The following is a 16768-nucleotide window of genomic DNA, read 5'->3' as shown; positions in this document are numbered from 1 at the left end:
ACTATTTCCAGTTATTGGGTCGATCAAGCAGATCAAATAAATCAGCGAGTCGATTTGGATTTTTTAAAAACAACCACCCAACAATAGTCTCAAAACCGGTAGCAATGGCATATGTCGCAGCATCTACATTTTTAGGGCCTCGTCCAGCCTTGTTTCTAGCTCTTCTAAGTAAATCCTTTTCCGCATCAGTAAGAAATGGTTCTATTTGGCTAATTGCCCTGGCTTGACTAGAAGCATTAACTTCGTTAACGACAGCATTATGAAAATCCTTCGAACGCATTGGACTAACGCAATAACGCAACCTTTGATGCATTTCCCATATAGAATCTCCCAACCAAGCTAACTGCAATGGACCTAAACCATCTGGAGAGATGTTTGATTTGTAAGAGCGAATCCAATCAGTCAAGCTGATAATTTACTAATTGCAGTATTCAAATCTGGTGAAAGATGAAGGAACTCTTCTAGCCGTACTAGTTTAATAGTTTGAACAACTCTAGGGTTACCAACAACATTAAATGCTCTTTTAGACTGAGTACATTTTTTCACTGCTTGTACCATTGCTCCTAATCCAGAAGAGTCAATGAAATCGATATTACTTAAGTCAATAACTACTGATAGTTGATTTAAGTCTAAAACATCATTGATAAATGTAGTGAATTGCTTCTCAGAATAAGCATCCAGTTGGCCGGTGAAATTTATCACCAAACAACCACTTTGCTGGTTAAAACCACCTCTAAGAGAAACAGTAATTCGTTGTAATTCAGCTATGGGATCAATCCCCTATTACTTCTTGATGGAAGTGTAGTGATAGAAACCAAATTAATCCACGAATCTACGTCGTTCTTCTATTAAGGTTACGAAATGATTAAAATGGTGATCTGCGTCATGAGGGCCAGGGCTAGCCTCAGGGTGATATTGAACCCCAAAGAAAGGTTTATCTATTACAGAAATAGCCGCTACAGTTTGATCATTTAAATTGAATCGAGTGATTTTTATTCTTTCTGAATTTAAAGATTCTGAATTTAATGCGAAACCATGATTTTGGCTTGTAATCTCAACCTTTCCATTCAACCCACAAGGATGATTTAAGCCTCTATGTCCATAAGATAATTTAAATGTTTTGCCTCCAAGTGCTAAACCAAGAATTTGATGGCCTAGACAGATCCCGAAAACAGGTAGTTTTTCGTATTTTATTAATTCTTTAGCGAGTTTAATACCACTATCAACTGCCGCTGGATCTCCAGGGCCATTGGAGAGGAAAACACCTTCAGGAGACAAATCTAAAACATCAGATATAGATGCACTTGCAGGCAAAACTGTAACTTCACAGCCATGAGCTACTAGTCGATCCAAGATAGATTTTTTTATTCCAAAATCTATGGCTATTATTTTGTATGGATTTGTTTTTATATTTTTGATTCTTTTATCAAATGCAACAGGACAACTTGAAATGACTTTGAAAGAATCTTTGGTGGTTACTTTGTCTACAAGATTCAATCCACTCATATTGGGAGATTTTTTTAAATCTGAGAATAGTTCAGTTATTGTGAGGCTCGAATCTGATGAAATAATTCCATTCAAAGTACCAGACTCTCTAAGATGTCTAACTAAAACCCTTGTATCTATTCCACGAATACCAACAACATTTTCATTTTTCAACCATTGATCAAAATCTATTTTATTTCTCCAGTTACTAGAAACATTTGATATTTGTCTGGTTATTAAACCTTTAACTGATGGATGTAAAGATTCATTGTCCTCTGGATTAACCCCAGTATTACCAATCTCTGGATAAGTAAAAGTAATAAGTTGACCATAATAACTTGGATCAGTTATAACCTCTTGATAACCAGTCATACCTGTATTAAATACAACTTCTCCTGAGATAGTACCAACTGCACCAAATGATATTCCTTCAAAATATGTTCCATCCTCTAATAACAATATAGCAGAGCATTCAGTATCAAAAAACATAATAAAATTGGTATATAAGGTAAAAAATATTAGTTAGCTAAAAAATCTCTTAATTCCTCAAAAAGAAGCCAAGATTTATCTGTATTCAAACAATCTAAAGAACTTTTGACACCAAAAGATAAGTTATCTTCAAAGCCTGAAGCCCATAAAACCAATGCAGTATTTAAAGCTACAACTTCTTTATGGTATTTATTTCCTTCTCCTTTGAGTAAAGACATCAAAATATTCGAATTAGTTTGCAAATCATCCCCTTTTAAACTTTCATTAGATATTTCATCAAGTCCAATATCACTAGGATGAATAATTTCAGATCTTATTGAGTTATTATCTAAAAACCGAAATTCATTTTCTCCAGCGAGGGAAGCCTCGTCTAAACCTCCTGCACCATGAACAACCACTGCTCTTTTTAGACCCATTCCTTTTAAGGCGATGGACATAGGCTCAAGCAAGTTAGATTTAGCTACACCTAATACTTGAGATTTTGGCCTTAGCGGATTAACTAGTGGTCCTAGCAAATTAAAAATAGTTCTAACTCCTAAGCTTTTTCTAAGAGGTGCAAGATTAACTAAAGAAGGATGCCAGGATGGTGCAAAAAGAAAAGTAATACCAAAAGTTTTTAAAGCCTCAATAACGTTTTCAGAAGAAACTTTCAAAGGCAAACCTAGATTTTCTAAAACATCTGCAGATCCAACCTTGCCACTTGCACTGCGATTTCCATGTTTGGCAATTTTCACCCCTAAAGCAGCAGAAACAAAAGCGACCGCGGTAGAAATATTGAATGTGTTAGCTCCATCTCCACCAGTTCCACATGTGTCAACCAAATCAAAAGACGGAAGATTTAATGGAGTTTTCGACGCATCTTGAAGAATTTTAGCCATTACAGAAAGTTCATCCCCAGAAATCCCTTTAGCTCTAAATGCAGCTAGAAATGCCCCAGTTTGAACTGGTTCAATTTTATTTTCTAACCATGAATTCATTAAGAAGTTAACTTGATCACTGGTTAAATCATTAGACGAGAGAAGGGATTCAAGAATTAGTGGAAAAGTTATAGGAAATGATGAGCTCATATATTTGAAAATAGCTGCTTGCTTAGAATTTCAAGATGAATATTTTTATTAACTTAGACATAAATATTACAAGTCATAGAAGTTATTAAAATAAAAAAATAATTTCATAACATTAGTTTTGAGATGAATCGGACGTGTCAAATCCAGAACCGACGTTATCAGAACCTGAAGAGCTGGTAGGTCTAAATCCATCGGACCATATTTTTCTGGTTATTGTCTCTAACTTTTCTCGGTTGATTTTCCATTTTTTTAATAATTTATCCATGTCAGAATTAAGATCATCAGCTCCTTTGAAGTCTTGATAGCGAATTAGTAATCTAGCAAGCTCAACAAAATCAGTAGGTGCTGGAGTATCAATACCACTTAATCGGTCAAGATTTTCACGGTCTGTTGAATACAGTGGATGATTTTGAGCTTCAATCATAAATAACTTAATTAGTTTTTGCTCACGTCCATGGGCTTATATTGCCTAGGTTAATGAGCATATTAATAAAAGAATGGCTGCATTAAGACTAGATCTAATAAAAAACTATCTAAGACCACATAAGAAGGAGTTGCTGATTGGTGGCCTATGTCTGATTTTTGTAAATATCCTGAGTGTTGCTATTCCTATGGAAGTAAGAAGTATCGTCGATGATCTCAAAAAGGGATTTACATTTTCAGATGTCTTGAATAAGTCGACATGGTTAATAATTTTAGCAACTGTTATGGGTGGAGTAAGACTCATCTCTAGACAATTAGTCTTTGGAGTGGGAAGACAAGTAGAAGTCTCACTAAGACAAAAGCTGTTTGATCACATGCTTGGACAAGATCCTGCATGGGTTCAAACAATAGGAACTGGAGAAGTAATAACTAGAGCTACTAGTGATTTAGAAAATATCAGAAGATTGCTCGGTTTTACCATCTTAAGCCTCACAAATACTTTATTGGCTTATACATTCACATTGCCAGCAATGCTCTCAATAGACCCCGTTCTAACTTTTTTTGCCATATCCATTTATCCTGCATTGCTTGGCACAGTTGGATTGTTTGGTGGGAGAATGGTTAAACAAAGAAAGAGACAACAAAAAGCATTATCTGAACTAAGTGAATTGATACAAGAAGATCTCTCAGGTATTAGTGCAATCAAAATATATGGTCAAGAGAAAGCAGAGCAAAATGCTTTCAAGAAATTAAATATAAGATATAGAGATGCTGCAATTAATCTTGCAAGAACCGCTAGTACATTATTTCCATTACTTCAAGGATTATCCTCAATATCATTGCTACTTCTTATTGCTATTGGAAGTGGACAGCTTTCTAAAGGAAGTCTTACTGTAGGAGGTCTAGTTGCTTTAATTCTTTATGTTGAAAGACTCGTTTTCCCAACAGCTTTATTAGGTTTTACACTTAATACTTTTCAATTAGGGCAGGTAAGTTTAGAAAGAATAGAAGAAATATTAAATAATGAGCCAACTATCAAAGATAAAGATAATGCTATTAATATAAATAAACCTATATCTGGTGAATTAGAGGCAAAAAATTTATCGATAAGATATGAAGATTCACAAAGAAAGATACTTGATGGAATTTCATTCAAAATAAAGTCTGGCGAAATAGTAGCCTTAGTAGGTCCTGTAGGTTGTGGGAAGACAACCTTGGCAAGAGCTTTAGGGAGGATGGTTAATATTGATGAGGGGTGCTTATTTTTAGATGATTACGATGTAACTAATTTAAGGCTGGAAGATTTAAGAAGCTTTATAGCATTAGTACCTCAAGAGGGATACCTGTTTACAGAAACACTTACAGAAAACATTAGGTACGGAGATCCAGAAGCTTCCATATCAAAAGTTGAGGAATCTGCCTATGAAGCCAGAATGTCAGATGACATTAAAGGGTTTCCAGATGGGTTAAAAACCCTTGTTGGGGAAAGAGGTATTACACTCAGCGGCGGACAAAGACAGAGAACTGCTTTAAGTAGAGCATTATTAGTAGATTCAAAAATAATAGTCTTAGATGATGCTTTAGCAAGTGTCGACAATAAAACTGCCTCAGCAATACTGCAAACAATAAAAAGCCAGTTTAACAAAACAGTATTAATGATTAGTCACCAACTATCAGCAGCTGCTGCATGTGATCGTATATTAGTAATGAATGATGGAAAAATCATACAAGAAGGAACTCATCAAAACTTAATTAATAAGGATGGTTTGTATAAAAGCATGTGGGAAAGAGAAAAAGCTAAAGAGCAAATTCAATCTTAGAACTAATTATTACTTATTAAAGTTTTTTAATCAATTCACTATAAATAAGATAAAATAATGAAAAACTATTATGTTCAATAAATTAATCAAGAAATCATGAGCTCATTTACAAATTATAGACTTATTTGTGACCTTGAATTTGGTGATATATACATTCAAATTCTTGCTTGGATGGGAGTAATTTTTGTAAGTTTAGCTGCAGGACTTGCCTTAATGGGATCTTCAAGGCCTATTTTTGCACTATTAGGTGTTGGCTTAATCCTTGTACTAAGCCTTCCATTCTTATTATTTGCATTTGTTACCACACTAATAAATCATATAAGAATAGAAACTATAAATTAATAACATGATTAAAAATCTAAGAGAATATTTATCAAAGATATTTAATAAGCTATATTTAATCAATAATAGTATCAAAATCAAAAAAGAAGTGCTCCATACAATATTTAAAAATGATCTTTCAGCAGAATTAAAAGCTAATGAACAAGAGATTCTTTTTGGATGTGGTTGCTTTTGGGGAGCAGAAAAAGGTTTTTGGAGACTGCCAGGAATAATATCAACAGCAGTCGGTTATGCAGGTGGAGATAAAGAAAACCCAACCTACAGAGAAGTATGTACTGGTCTATCAGGTCATACAGAAGTAGTAAGAGTTGTTTGGAATAATAATGAAATTGATATAAGTGACTTGTTAAAATTATTTTGGGAATGTCATGACCCAACGCAGGGAAATCGTCAAGGTAATGATATTGGTTCTCAGTATAGATCAGCAATTTACACGACAAATAAAAATCAATTAAATAAAGTAATAGAAAGCAAAAAAAGTTACCAAAAAGAACTCCAAAACAATGGCTTTGGTGAAATCACCACCGAGATTACAAATGATGTAAAGTTCTATTTTGCTGAGGAATACCACCAACAATATTTAGCAAAGCCAGGAAGCAGGCCATATTGCTCAGCAATGCCAACCAAAGTAATATTTAAGAATTTTAAAGGTGCAAATTTTAAACTTAATGAAAAGATTTGGTCTTATTACAATTGGGATATTAGTCATTGTATTCTTAGAGGTGAAAATACACCTATTAAATCCAATTAATAATGAATGATCAATTACCAGATAGGACAGTAATACTAATAATTTTAGCAACATTGCTATTGGTATTCTTTTTAGCCTTTACTTTTAAATCTAAGAAAATTGATCAAGAAAGAACAATCCAATGGATGGATAGTACTCTAAATACTGAATTTGTATCTCCAGTTTAAAAATATTTTTTAATCACTTTAATGTAAATTAACCAAAATGAAAAATATTGACTATCAGAAAAGAATAGAGAAAGCAAGAATAAATATATATAATATTCTTGCAATTATAATTGTAATTATACCTGAATTATTTGCGGAGTTGATATATACAATTGAAGCATCACAATATAAAAGTGTATTGCCTGATGAAGGAGAAGAGTGGGAAAACAATACTGAATTGAAACTTTCGAAAATGAATATATATCAGTTAAGGAAAATGGCTAAACAACTTCATATTCATGGTTATTCTTGCGATAATAGGAACTCTCTCATAAGGCGCATAGTAAGAAAGACAAAAAGAAGGATTAAATGGAAATCATTAAATAACTAAAAGATCTGGAAGTAGTTGTGATAATTTAAAAAAACGGGACGTAGCGCAGCTTGGTAGCGCACCACTTTGGGGTAGTGGGGGTCGTGGGTTCAAATCCCGCCGTTCCGATAAAAATTCATTTCATGCTTAATCAGAATCATTCACTAAAGATTGAATCAACTTTGTTGTACTGATCAGAACAGCTAAGAAAACAAATACACTTAAAAAGACAATCAATCCAAAAACAAATGGAGGAATATCAATTTCACCAAAAGAGACTAAAAATAAATCAGTTGCAAAAAGCATAAATCTAAAAAATCAAACACAATAAACTAATAATAATACTAATGCAAACAAATTTAAAATTTAAATCTACATAATCGATAATATAAGAGTCCCAAAAGCCAAGCGATAATATATAAAAATAAAAGTATTATTTCTTGCTAAAAATCTAAGTAGTAGGTCAATTGAAATTATCGATGAAATAAAAGATGAAATTATACCTATAATTGTTGGGAGAATGTCTATTGCTGTGGACGTTCTATATATAGAAAACAACTCAACAAAACCAGAAATAGAAATAGCAGGAATACCAACAAGAAAAGATATCCTAGCAGCTGTTTTCCTTTCGATTCCTGAAAATAACGCCGATGTCAAAGTAATACCAGACCTTGATACTCCAGGAAATATTGCTAGAGATTGAGAAATTCCTAATAAGAAAATATCTGATAATTTAATGTCATTAAATAACTTTTTCTTATCACAACAAAGTTCAGAAATTGCTAATAATAAAGACATAATTATTGAAATTATTGCTATTGAAAATAAACCTCTAAAATAGGAATCAGAGAAACCTGGCCAGTATATTTTTATAAGTAAACCTAAAATCATAATAGGAATACTTGCTACAAAGATATATGTTGCAAGTTTGGTATTTTCATCCTTAAAAGGTTGTCGATGATTGTAAATAGCAATAAATGAATTAATTATTAAACCGATATCCTTTCGAAAATAATATACAATAGCAAAAGCGCTTCCAAGTTGAAGAGAAGCAGAAATAGAAACTCCAGGGTCATTCCATCCTAAGAAATAAGGAACTACTTTTAAATGAGCAGAACTGCTAATTGGTAGAAACTCAGTAATACCTTGAATAATTCCTAATAAAAAAGACTGAAAACAATCGACTATAAAATGATTTAACTCAGGAATCTTAAAAAAACAAAAAAAACACACTCTTACTAATTTGCATGGAATTTCAATTAGTATATATATGAATACTAAAATGGAAATAAATCATGGGGAAAAGAGTTGTCATCTCACTTGTTTTTATTTTTAGTTCATTATTAGGTTTGCAAGCATTAGCTAAAGGCAATTACTGGCTCGTAATTGGTAGTTATAGACAAGGTCCAGGTGGCAAACCACAAGTAAGTGGTATTACAAGTCCATCATTATTTGCTATACCCTTTGGAACAGAAAAAATGTGTATCGAAGCTGGAAGGAAAATTGAGAATGATATCTACAAACCAGTATGGCAATTTGATAGCAAGTGGACATGTATCAAGAATTCCAATAATTAAAAATATCAAATAATCAAAATATTATCTCTGCACATCATGTGCACAACCATCACCCTCATAGTCATCACTATTGTAGTAACCATTTTTCGTACCAAAGAAAACAGCAGACAAAACAAAAGGTACAGCCACAAAAATCAAGAAATTTGATAAGATCAATCTATTATCCGAATGAAATATTTACAAATATAATCTAACAAAAAAAACATGTATATGAACTCTAGATTCTGTAAACAATATTAATCTATCAATTCAAATAAAAAGGAAAATTAGCTAAACTTGGAGAGAATAGGATTGACAGCAAATTGAATAATTATATAAGTAATTAAGAACCAAGAAGAAATAAATAATAAAAATAAACTTGGACCCCTAAAAAAAGGTTGGAAATAGTTATTTGATCCATCTCCCTCTAATAATGCTCGACATTCCTTAACTTGCGAATTAGCTAATCGATAATAATCAGATCCTGGCAATCTATTATCAACATATATTTTCCTTAGATTATTAATAAGTACTTCAGGCTTATCTGTTATTGAAAAAGCAATCAATTCACCTGGTCTTAAACTAATTCGAGAGCGCTCAAGATTATTTGAAACACCAATATTGAATAAATCACCATTTTGAACTAAGTAAACATAGGAAGTCATCTTATAGGCATGTAATAGATATATTTAATCATGATAGTAGAAGAAAGGAAAAAAAAAATAAGTTTAACAAAACATAAAAAAAGGTATTGATAAATTTACTAATCAATTAAAAGTAAATCAGTAACTAGATATTAGAATTGATATTTATTACTAAAAAGTTTTTCAATCCTACGATCCTGATTAATTTCAATTCTAGTATCAGCCTTAATGCAGGATAAGGTTTCTTGTGGAATAGATGCTTGTATCATACGAATAAAATCAGTTAATCTATTATCTTTTAGACCAGATCCTTTTAATTTAATCATCTCCTGTTCCTGCTGAGTTTTCCAAAGAATTGTATTATTAAAATTTGAAGATTTTAAATGCCAGATCTTATCAAATTTTGTCCATATATGACTATATCTAATTAGAGATTCTTGAATAGAAATACGAAACTGCTTTTCTACATTATTAAGAGATAGATTAAATTTGTCTTCCAATATATAATCAATTTCACTTAGATTTGATATTGGCTCACAACCTACAAACCATCCTTCCAAAATCAAAACTTTAGGTCTTAGTTCACACCATCCTGATCTATCACCTTTACCTTCTCTCAAAGATTTATCAAAAACTGGAGACTTCAAAAACCCAGTTTTGGAAAAAGTATCTAATGATTGATTCAATAAATCAATAGAGTGGCTTCCCGGAAAGCCCCTAGGAACATTCCATGGATTGCCTTGCATAGCAATATCCATTTCTTTTCCAGGTAAATAGTAATCATCTAAAGATATTACATTGATGTCTAAACTTAAATCTTTAGCGACCTGATCAATCCAAAAGCCTAGAGTCGATTTACCAGATCCAGGTAGACCAGAAAAACCTATTATTATTGGATTAGTGAAATTCTCAATATATTTTTCCAAAACAGAAAACAATGGAAATGATAATGACCATTTCCAATCTATTTTTGTATTTTCCTTCCAATATTTAGAAATAATATCTTGTCTGTTAATATCAGACCATGTACTTAGGAAAGTTAATGGGTTTATAGATAAGGCTTGAAGAAATAGACAGTATTCATCAAAAGAGAAAAGGAATTCATCACTTATATCTCTAGGGAAAATATTATTGAATTCGTGTAAATCATTTTTATATAGCATTATAAATCATTAATGTTATTAATAATATCTTCAACACTATTTGACCAACCCTGGGCATGAGGGGCATTGGCTAATCTAAAGGATCCTTTATCAATACCATTCTGTAAATACTTATTTGGTCCATTTATACCAGGTACAACAATTGATATATCAGCATACTCAAGTAACGGAAGATCATTTTGAGAATCCCCAAGTGCTACAACTTTTACATCCTTATTATTTAGATATAACTTTAACTTATTAACAGCCTTACCTTTATGACTCTCGTTAGAAAGAAGATGACTCATTCGATTTCCTTTAAAAACATGCACATCATAAGACTCACAAATAAGCTTAACTTTTTCAAAGATCTCATCCGGAGGATTTAAGAATGGAACACTCCATTGCCTATCTAACGCTCGTTTAATTCCTTGATCTGATAAACCAGTAAGTTCAAATATCTGATTATTATTTAAGTCGTTCAAAGGAGTTAGATGGTAGTTAACTTTTTCTGATATGTTCATCAAAATAATTCTCAATTCTTTATAACTTTTGCCTAATAGCAATTCCCATTCGGAAGTATTATTCTCATGACAACCGTAGACTGCAGCTCCATTTTCAACAATGAAAGGATCCAATAATCTATTCTCATTTCGGAAAAATCTTACTTCAGAAGCTGTTTTACTTGTACATGGTATTACTGGTATAGCTAACTCTCTCAATAAGTTTAAAGTATTTCTTGCAGGAGAAATATCATAATTCTCATCCATTAATGTCCCATCAAGATCTGTAACTATCCATAATTTTGAATTATTTGACATAAGACTAATCTGTTAATGAGATCCAGACTACTTGATAGGGATTAAGGTCAAAAGAATTACAGTTTAAATAAGAGCCGGATATGTTATCAATTAAACGCTTTTTAGAACTTGATTTAAATAAATCTATTTCATTTAAGATTGGAAAACATAGATTTTTGTCAGACATATTACAAATTACATATACTCTATTTTCATCTAATCCTCGTTGAATAACTACACAATTATCAATATTTGTTGAGATACAATTCATATACGCCTCAGGATGGAATGCACATAGCCTTGATCGGACTTTAATAATGTGGCTGAGGTATGAAATATTTTTACTTGCCGGAGAATCAAAGTTCTTAAGTCGCTCAAGTAATTTGTTAGCTTCAAATTTCTCTCGATTTAAATCTCTTCTTTGTCCAGTCTTCCTAAAAGTATCCAAATCATTAGGCGAAGCTAATATTGATGGAAGATAAAAAGCTGGTACTCCTTTTAAAGATAATGTTAAAACCTGACTGAGCAAGAAACGTTCAAATTGTAAGAAGGTAAAATCTGATCCGCTATTTGACATTGCACTCCACCAACTAATGTTTAATTCATATGGTTGATCTTGTCCACTTGACAAACGTCTATGACTAACTAATCCCCCCCGTTTCTCTGATTCGACCAAGAGGTCATGCATTCTCGTATCATCCATAATCCCCTCCAAAGCTCTTAGACCAATACCATCATGTGAAGAAGTGAAATTGAGTAAAGATGTAGAAGTTGGCAACTCATTCCAATTAGATAACCAATTATTTAATAAATCAGTTTTACCAGTATAAATTGCTTCCAATAACAGAGGAGGCAGGGTGAAATTGTAGGCTAGATTAGCCTCATTTCCGTCAATTAAATAAGAAAGATTTTCCTCCTCAGGAACATTTGTTTCTGTTATTAATACAGCCGATGGTTTAATAATCTTTAAGCATTTATTTAACAATTTAACGATTAAATGGACAGGGTCTAAATGTAAACAAGTTGTATACGGTTCCTTCCAAATAAAAGCAATTGCATCAAGTCTTATCCATTCAGCTCCATTATTAATATATCTAACCAATAATTTCAAAAATTCTAAAAAGATATGGGGATTTCTCCAATCAACATCAATTTGATCAGGGCCAAATGTTGTCCATACCTTTTGAAAACCTTTATTAGTTTTAATATTAGTGAAGAGTGATGAATTTCTAGGTCTAATAACTTCTTCCCAAATATCTGTTTGAGACGGGGAAACAATATATTCCGAACCAGGTTCATTTGATTTGATAAATTGATGAACCCAAGGGTGAGAAGATGAGACATGATTTAAAACAAGATCTGCCATTATTTTCTTATTACTTGACAGATTCTTTAAATCATTCCAATCACCAAAAGTTTCATCTATATTTTCGTGATCAGATACAGCGAACCCCCCATCACTTGTAGAAGGTAAGAATGGTAAAACATGTATCACGGAGGAAAGTCCATTCAATCGGTCCCTAACGAATTCAGCTAATGTTTTTAAAGTTGATTCCCCTTTCCTATAAATTGAATCAGGATAAGTAATCAAAACAACACTAGAAGAATCCCAAATCGTTTTGTTTTCTACATCATTACTGTCATGATTAACATAATATGGATCGAGAATCTGCAACAATTGAGACCACACTGAATTGATTTCTTGTTCAGAGTGATCAGGATAAATTTCTCTGAGAGACAGTCTCAGCTCTTTTAATTTACTATCCAACTCAGACACTCTTAAAAGGAAAACAATCTTCTCTACATCATCGTAGCTCTCACCTTGAATCTGTAGCACTTTATTTTTGAATGGACTTTCAGCAAGGTTTAATCACAACTATTCATGAGTACGGATTAGCAAAAGATCCAGTATCTCAATTAAATAAAGACCTCCTAAAGCGACCCACTTCAATACTTATTCCTTGCTTATTCGATGAATTCAATAGGCCAGCTTTAAAGATTATTAAAAATACTTTAAAAGAATTAAAAAATTTAAATCAATTAGTAATAGCCCTCTCAGCCAGTAATCATGATGATGTATTGAAGGCTAGGCATTTCTTTAAAGAAATGCCCTTCCCAGTCCACGTCCAATGGACTAATAGTCCAAAAGTAATTGAATTACTAAAAGATCAAGAAAAAAACGGACTAGACCTATTAGGTGTTCCTGGAAAAGGATGGGCTGTCTGGCAAGGTGTCGGTGTAGCTACTAAAAACTCTGAAGTTGTAGCATTGTTTGATGCTGATATAAGAACATTCAACTCAAATTATCCATCAAGGATGCTGGGTCCTTTGCTCGAAAAATCAAATGGGATTTCATATGTAAAAGCCTTTTATAGCCGTTTATCACTTGAGACAAATGCACTTCAAGGCAGAGCAACAAGGCTATTTGTAGGACCATTACTTTCTAGCTTGGAACAATTGATAGGAAATGTGCCCTTCCTCCAATATTTACAGTCTTTTAGATATCCATTAGCAGGAGAGTTTGCTTTTACTACTGACTTAGCAATGAATTTAAGAATCCCATGTGATTGGGGCTTAGAAATAGGGTTACTATCAGAAGTATATAAAAATGTAAGAATATCAAGAATCGCTCAGGTGGATTTAGGGATTTTTGACCACAAACATAAAGAAATAGGTTCTAAAGCTACTGAGGGATTACAAAAAATGTCTACAGAAATTCTTTCAAGTGTTTTGAGAGGGTTAATGGAACATGAAGCAAAGACACTTACTAGTTCTCAATTAGCAAATTTAGAAGTTTTATATAGAAGAGCGGGAGAAGACAGAGTAAAGCAATTCAGTTTAGATTCCTCAGTTAATCAACTGCCATATAGTAGACATAAAGAAGAACTAGCTGTACATACATTTGGAAAACTTTTAAGACCTGCAATTAATAAATTCCTCGAATCACCTGTAAAACAACAATTACCATGTTGGGCAAGGGTTTTAGATTGTGAGAGTAAATTACAAGATGATTTAGAAAAAGCTGGAGGCTTATAAACATTTAAATAATCATAAAAAAGCTTTTATAAGTAACGAAATTCCAACAGAAAAAGTGATTATTTCAAAAAATAATTTAACAAATTTAGATCCTTTAACTATTGAGAAATAAGCTCCAAAGTAGCCTCCAACAAGAGAACCTAAAATCAGAATAGGAATATAATTCCAAATAATATTGCCTCTCAATCCCAAAGAGAGAGCGCCTACGCCATTCCAAAAAATTCCTACAAAAATCAAGGTATAGGCTACAGCGACAGTAAAAGATAGATTAAATATAGTTATCATCCAAATCGTAACAAATAATCCAGTACCAGAAGAAAGATATCCATTTAAAAAACCAATCACAAAAAGTCCCAAAGAACCAATTATTATTCTTAACTTATAATTTGATGTGCTTGAGTTAGAATTACCAAGTTTTTTATTATTTACTGAGTAAAAACTAATAAATAAAGTCAAAAAACCTAATAATGAAGTTGAAAGATTACTAGGTATAATTGAAGCTATATATGCCCCACTCAAAACTCCTGGTATTCCAGATATCAAAATCAATAGGGCATATTTTCGTTGTAAATTACCTTGCTTAAGATGTGGTATTGAAGCTCCTACGCCCAAAGCGACACTAGCAACTTTATGAGTAGCCAAAGCTTTAGAGAAAGGCAAGCCAAAAAGTAAAAGTGCTGGGAGTTGAATTAGGCCTGCACCTCCACCGGACAATGCAGAAATAAAGTTTGAAACAAAAGATACAATCCCAAAAAAAATTTGAGAAAAAATATCATTATTAAACATATAAATTTAAAAAATTAATTTAAAAATAAAGATGATTAAATCTTTATCATACTAAATATTCTTGATCATTTCTCTTCTAATAAGATCAATACAGTTTGGGTGCTCATGAATATATCTATTAAATTCCATTGCAAGCAATCTTGCCTCATATGCATCACATGCATAAAAACAATTTTCAAGACGGTGATTTTCACAGTCTCTGTAATGGACTGTATAAGGTCTTAGGCCTGAGAGTGGGATTTTAAATTGAGTCTGATTCATTTTCAATTTATTTTCCTATTTCTGTTATGCATCCATTTGATTTTTTTTTCTACACATGTCTTGTAATCAATATAAATTAAAATTATTTAAAAAAAGTTATGGAATTATAAATCAATTTATAAAATATTAAATTATTTAGTTAAGGCTATTTTTATGCCCAAAATATCTGAAATAGATCTAGGATCAGCCCTCTTATCAACATTCATCTTAATTGGATTTATAGCAACTGGATTTGTCGTCATAAGATTAACTATAATTGGAGTAAATTATATAAAGGAAAACTTCTTACAAAAAGAAGAAGCAGTAGAATTAGATAAGAAACCTAAAAGTAAGAATAAAGGATTCTGAAGTCGATTGATTGACTATAAATCCAAAAATATATCACCTAAAAGAGCTATTAAACATTAGTAGAAGTATTTTAATTCAAAGATCGATAAAATATGTTAATTTAGTTAGATCCGGAGTTATTCATAATGGACTTCAATCCACTTATACCAATTGGAACAACAATAAAAGTTGACAAGTCAAAAATAGAAAATGTGATACCTGAAAAATTATTCGATAATTTACCTCAAATTATTATTGGTAATATCATAGATTATAAAATGACAGATGGTATGGGTATTGGATATGTATTAATAACGAATAACAATCAAAAAGTTTGGATTTTCAGCAATGAATTAGATGCAAAGACAAAAGAAGCATATAAAGTCGACTTTATAGATGAATCATCAAAATCAAAAAGTGCCGAACATATTTTAGGCATCATTAAAGTCAACTACAAAATAGATGGAAACAGAGATATAAAAACTATAACAAATCCACTTAATATATTTAATTGGTTAATATTCACTTTAAAAGATATATTCTAATTAATCAATTGGTCGTTTCATAATAAGAAATAACATTTGTCCAAGTCTTACTGTTTGGGAAAGTTCCCATTGTTCATGACCTTTTTTATTCAGAAACTTACTAAGTTGAATAGCAGGATGTTCCGAATTTCCATTTTCATGAAATTGTTCAGGAAATTGATCTTTAAGAAAATCTGGACTAAGTGATCCCTTAAGTTTTTCGCTTGCAGCTTCAGGATTGGAAGTTTCTATGTTGTCACTTGGCGTATCATCAACATTTAGATGAACAACGTGATATTCCCACTTCATCAATATGTATTTAGATAATTTCTATTATACATAAATCATATCAAAAAAAATATTTTACACAGATTTCAAAAAAGTTAAAATTGATTAATCGCATCAAAAAAGATATTAATATATTAATAATTCTAAAAGCCTATTATCGTGGAAGGATTTGATCCCGCTATTAATTATGGTCCAAATGATGCTGGGATATCAGCAATAACAATAATTCTAGGGATTTTTAGTATAATATTCATTTCTTGGCTATTTGCTAAAATATATAGCCAAGTAGCGAAAATATTTGAAAACAATGCATCAAATGACAATTAAAATAAATTAAATACTTCTGTAAATGTCAAATAAAAAATAAATTCATCACGAAAAAAATCATAAATAATTACATATAGTTGTAAATTATTGCAAACTTAAAAAGCAAAACAATCATTTATGTACTATTTTATTAAAATTCTAATATTAGTTTAATGTTTACTATTTTAGCTTCTTTAATGGTTCA

The 16768-nt window shown here is 31.7% G+C and carries 23 protein-coding genes and 1 tRNA gene; 10 read left to right on the top strand and 14 right to left on the bottom strand.

Annotated elements, in window-relative coordinates:
• Window position 1 precedes the first annotated feature (1 nt).
• From DNJ73_RS04555 to DNJ73_RS04535, 5 genes are all read right to left on the bottom strand, one after another.
• The gene (locus tag DNJ73_RS04555; RefSeq protein ID WP_158466516.1) at window positions 2-406 is read right to left on the bottom strand and encodes a Mini-ribonuclease 3; all 405 of its coding nucleotides are present in this window, start codon (window positions 404-406) and stop codon (window positions 2-4) included.
• Entirely contained in the window at window positions 403-750 is a 348-nt protein-coding gene (locus tag DNJ73_RS04550; RefSeq protein ID WP_158466515.1) for an STAS domain-containing protein, read from the bottom strand. Before DNJ73_RS04550 ends, DNJ73_RS04555 begins: the two co-directional genes overlap by 4 nt.
• Window positions 751-819: 69 nt before the next feature.
• Window positions 820-1974 carry a glutamine-hydrolyzing carbamoyl-phosphate synthase small subunit gene (gene carA / locus DNJ73_RS04545; protein WP_158466514.1) on the bottom strand — a complete coding sequence of 385 codons (1155 nt, stop codon included), beginning with the start codon at window positions 1972-1974 and terminating at the stop codon, window positions 820-822.
• Between the two features lie 29 nt (window positions 1975-2003).
• Complete coding sequence (gene trpD / locus DNJ73_RS04540) at window positions 2004-3041, bottom strand: anthranilate phosphoribosyltransferase (protein WP_158466513.1); 1038 nt, start codon at window positions 3039-3041, stop codon at window positions 2004-2006.
• Window positions 3042-3153: 112 nt separating this feature from the next.
• Entirely contained in the window at window positions 3154-3465 is a 312-nt protein-coding gene (locus tag DNJ73_RS04535) for a DUF3288 family protein (RefSeq protein WP_158466512.1), read from the bottom strand.
• Between the two features lie 73 nt (window positions 3466-3538).
• Here DNJ73_RS04535 and DNJ73_RS04530 point away from each other — a divergent pair, with 73 nt between their 5' ends.
• From DNJ73_RS04530 to DNJ73_RS04510, 6 genes are all read left to right on the top strand, one after another.
• Complete coding sequence (locus DNJ73_RS04530) at window positions 3539-5284, top strand: ABC transporter ATP-binding protein (RefSeq protein ID WP_158466511.1); 1746 nt, start codon at window positions 3539-3541, stop codon at window positions 5282-5284.
• Window positions 5285-5380: 96 nt separating this feature from the next.
• The gene (locus DNJ73_RS04525) at window positions 5381-5626 is read left to right on the top strand and encodes a hypothetical protein (protein WP_158466510.1); all 246 of its coding nucleotides are present in this window, start codon (window positions 5381-5383) and stop codon (window positions 5624-5626) included.
• 4 nt (window positions 5627-5630) lie between these two features.
• Window positions 5631-6377: a peptide-methionine (S)-S-oxide reductase MsrA gene (gene msrA / locus DNJ73_RS04520; RefSeq protein ID WP_158466509.1), complete on the top strand. Its 747-nt coding sequence runs from the start codon at window positions 5631-5633 to the stop codon at window positions 6375-6377.
• A gap of 2 nt (window positions 6378-6379) precedes the next feature.
• Entirely contained in the window at window positions 6380-6544 is a 165-nt protein-coding gene (locus DNJ73_RS09805) for a hypothetical protein (protein WP_187152558.1), read from the top strand.
• A gap of 37 nt (window positions 6545-6581) precedes the next feature.
• Window positions 6582-6914 (top strand): hypothetical protein, encoded by a 333-nt coding sequence (locus DNJ73_RS04515; RefSeq protein ID WP_158466508.1) that lies wholly within the window; start codon window positions 6582-6584, stop codon window positions 6912-6914.
• Window positions 6915-6948: 34 nt separating this feature from the next.
• A tRNA-Pro gene (locus DNJ73_RS04510) sits at window positions 6949-7022 on the top strand.
• 18 nt (window positions 7023-7040) lie between these two features.
• Here the strand turns inward: DNJ73_RS04510 and DNJ73_RS09800 are convergent.
• Both DNJ73_RS09800 and DNJ73_RS04505 read right to left on the bottom strand, forming a co-directional pair.
• A complete protein-coding gene (locus DNJ73_RS09800) occupies window positions 7041-7199 on the bottom strand; it encodes a hypothetical protein (RefSeq protein ID WP_187152557.1) in 159 nt (52 codons plus the stop codon).
• Window positions 7200-7265: 66 nt separating this feature from the next.
• Window positions 7266-8102: an undecaprenyl-diphosphate phosphatase gene (locus tag DNJ73_RS04505; RefSeq protein WP_158466766.1), complete on the bottom strand. Its 837-nt coding sequence runs from the start codon at window positions 8100-8102 to the stop codon at window positions 7266-7268.
• Between the two features lie 86 nt (window positions 8103-8188).
• On the opposite strand from DNJ73_RS04505, the gene DNJ73_RS04500 reads away from it, so the two are divergent.
• The gene (locus tag DNJ73_RS04500) at window positions 8189-8470 is read left to right on the top strand and encodes a hypothetical protein (RefSeq protein WP_158466507.1); all 282 of its coding nucleotides are present in this window, start codon (window positions 8189-8191) and stop codon (window positions 8468-8470) included.
• Window positions 8471-8736: 266 nt separating this feature from the next.
• On the opposite strand, the gene DNJ73_RS04495 is transcribed toward DNJ73_RS04500, so the two are convergent.
• The 4 genes from DNJ73_RS04495 to DNJ73_RS04480 form a co-directional block, all read right to left on the bottom strand.
• A complete protein-coding gene (locus DNJ73_RS04495) occupies window positions 8737-9114 on the bottom strand; it encodes a GIY-YIG nuclease family protein (RefSeq protein WP_158466506.1) in 378 nt (125 codons plus the stop codon).
• A 131-nt stretch (window positions 9115-9245) separates the two neighbouring features.
• On the bottom strand, window positions 9246-10256 hold the full coding sequence (locus tag DNJ73_RS04490) for a uridine kinase (RefSeq protein ID WP_158466505.1): 1011 nt from the start codon (window positions 10254-10256) through the stop codon (window positions 9246-9248).
• Window positions 10256-11056 (bottom strand): mannosyl-3-phosphoglycerate phosphatase-related protein YedP, encoded by an 801-nt coding sequence (yedP, locus tag DNJ73_RS04485; RefSeq protein WP_158466504.1) that lies wholly within the window; start codon window positions 11054-11056, stop codon window positions 10256-10258. Before yedP ends, DNJ73_RS04490 begins: the two co-directional genes overlap by 1 nt.
• A gap of 4 nt (window positions 11057-11060) precedes the next feature.
• Complete coding sequence (locus DNJ73_RS04480; RefSeq protein ID WP_158466765.1) at window positions 11061-12812, bottom strand: alpha-amylase family glycosyl hydrolase; 1752 nt, start codon at window positions 12810-12812, stop codon at window positions 11061-11063.
• Between the two features lie 71 nt (window positions 12813-12883).
• Between DNJ73_RS04480 and DNJ73_RS04475 the strand changes: the two genes are divergently transcribed.
• Complete coding sequence (locus DNJ73_RS04475) at window positions 12884-14071, top strand: glycosyl transferase (protein ID WP_158466503.1); 1188 nt, start codon at window positions 12884-12886, stop codon at window positions 14069-14071.
• Window positions 14072-14083: 12 nt separating this feature from the next.
• Here DNJ73_RS04475 and DNJ73_RS04470 read toward each other — a convergent pair whose 3' ends face one another.
• Window positions 14084-14857, bottom strand: a complete 774-nt coding sequence (locus tag DNJ73_RS04470; protein ID WP_158466502.1) for a sulfite exporter TauE/SafE family protein — start codon at window positions 14855-14857, stop codon at window positions 14084-14086.
• 51 nt (window positions 14858-14908) lie between these two features.
• On the bottom strand, window positions 14909-15118 hold the full coding sequence (locus DNJ73_RS04465) for a hypothetical protein (protein WP_158466501.1): 210 nt from the start codon (window positions 15116-15118) through the stop codon (window positions 14909-14911).
• A 153-nt stretch (window positions 15119-15271) separates the two neighbouring features.
• Between DNJ73_RS04465 and DNJ73_RS04460 the strand changes: the two genes are divergently transcribed.
• The gene (locus DNJ73_RS04460) at window positions 15272-15466 is read left to right on the top strand and encodes a hypothetical protein (protein ID WP_158466500.1); all 195 of its coding nucleotides are present in this window, start codon (window positions 15272-15274) and stop codon (window positions 15464-15466) included.
• A gap of 125 nt (window positions 15467-15591) precedes the next feature.
• Window positions 15592-15990 (top strand): cytochrome b6f subunit family protein, encoded by a 399-nt coding sequence (locus DNJ73_RS04455; protein ID WP_158466499.1) that lies wholly within the window; start codon window positions 15592-15594, stop codon window positions 15988-15990.
• Here DNJ73_RS04455 and DNJ73_RS04450 read toward each other — a convergent pair whose 3' ends face one another.
• Window positions 15991-16278 (bottom strand): hypothetical protein, encoded by a 288-nt coding sequence (locus tag DNJ73_RS04450; RefSeq protein WP_158466498.1) that lies wholly within the window; start codon window positions 16276-16278, stop codon window positions 15991-15993.
• Window positions 16279-16768 lie beyond the last annotated feature (490 nt).

Origin of the sequence: Prochlorococcus marinus XMU1408 (assembly GCF_003208055.1) — a bacterium.
GTDB lineage: Bacteria > Cyanobacteriota > Cyanobacteriia > PCC-6307 > Cyanobiaceae > Prochlorococcus_B > Prochlorococcus_B marinus_A.
Note: the sequence above shows the minus strand (reverse complement) of the source record. Positions and strands in the feature narration are given on the sequence as shown.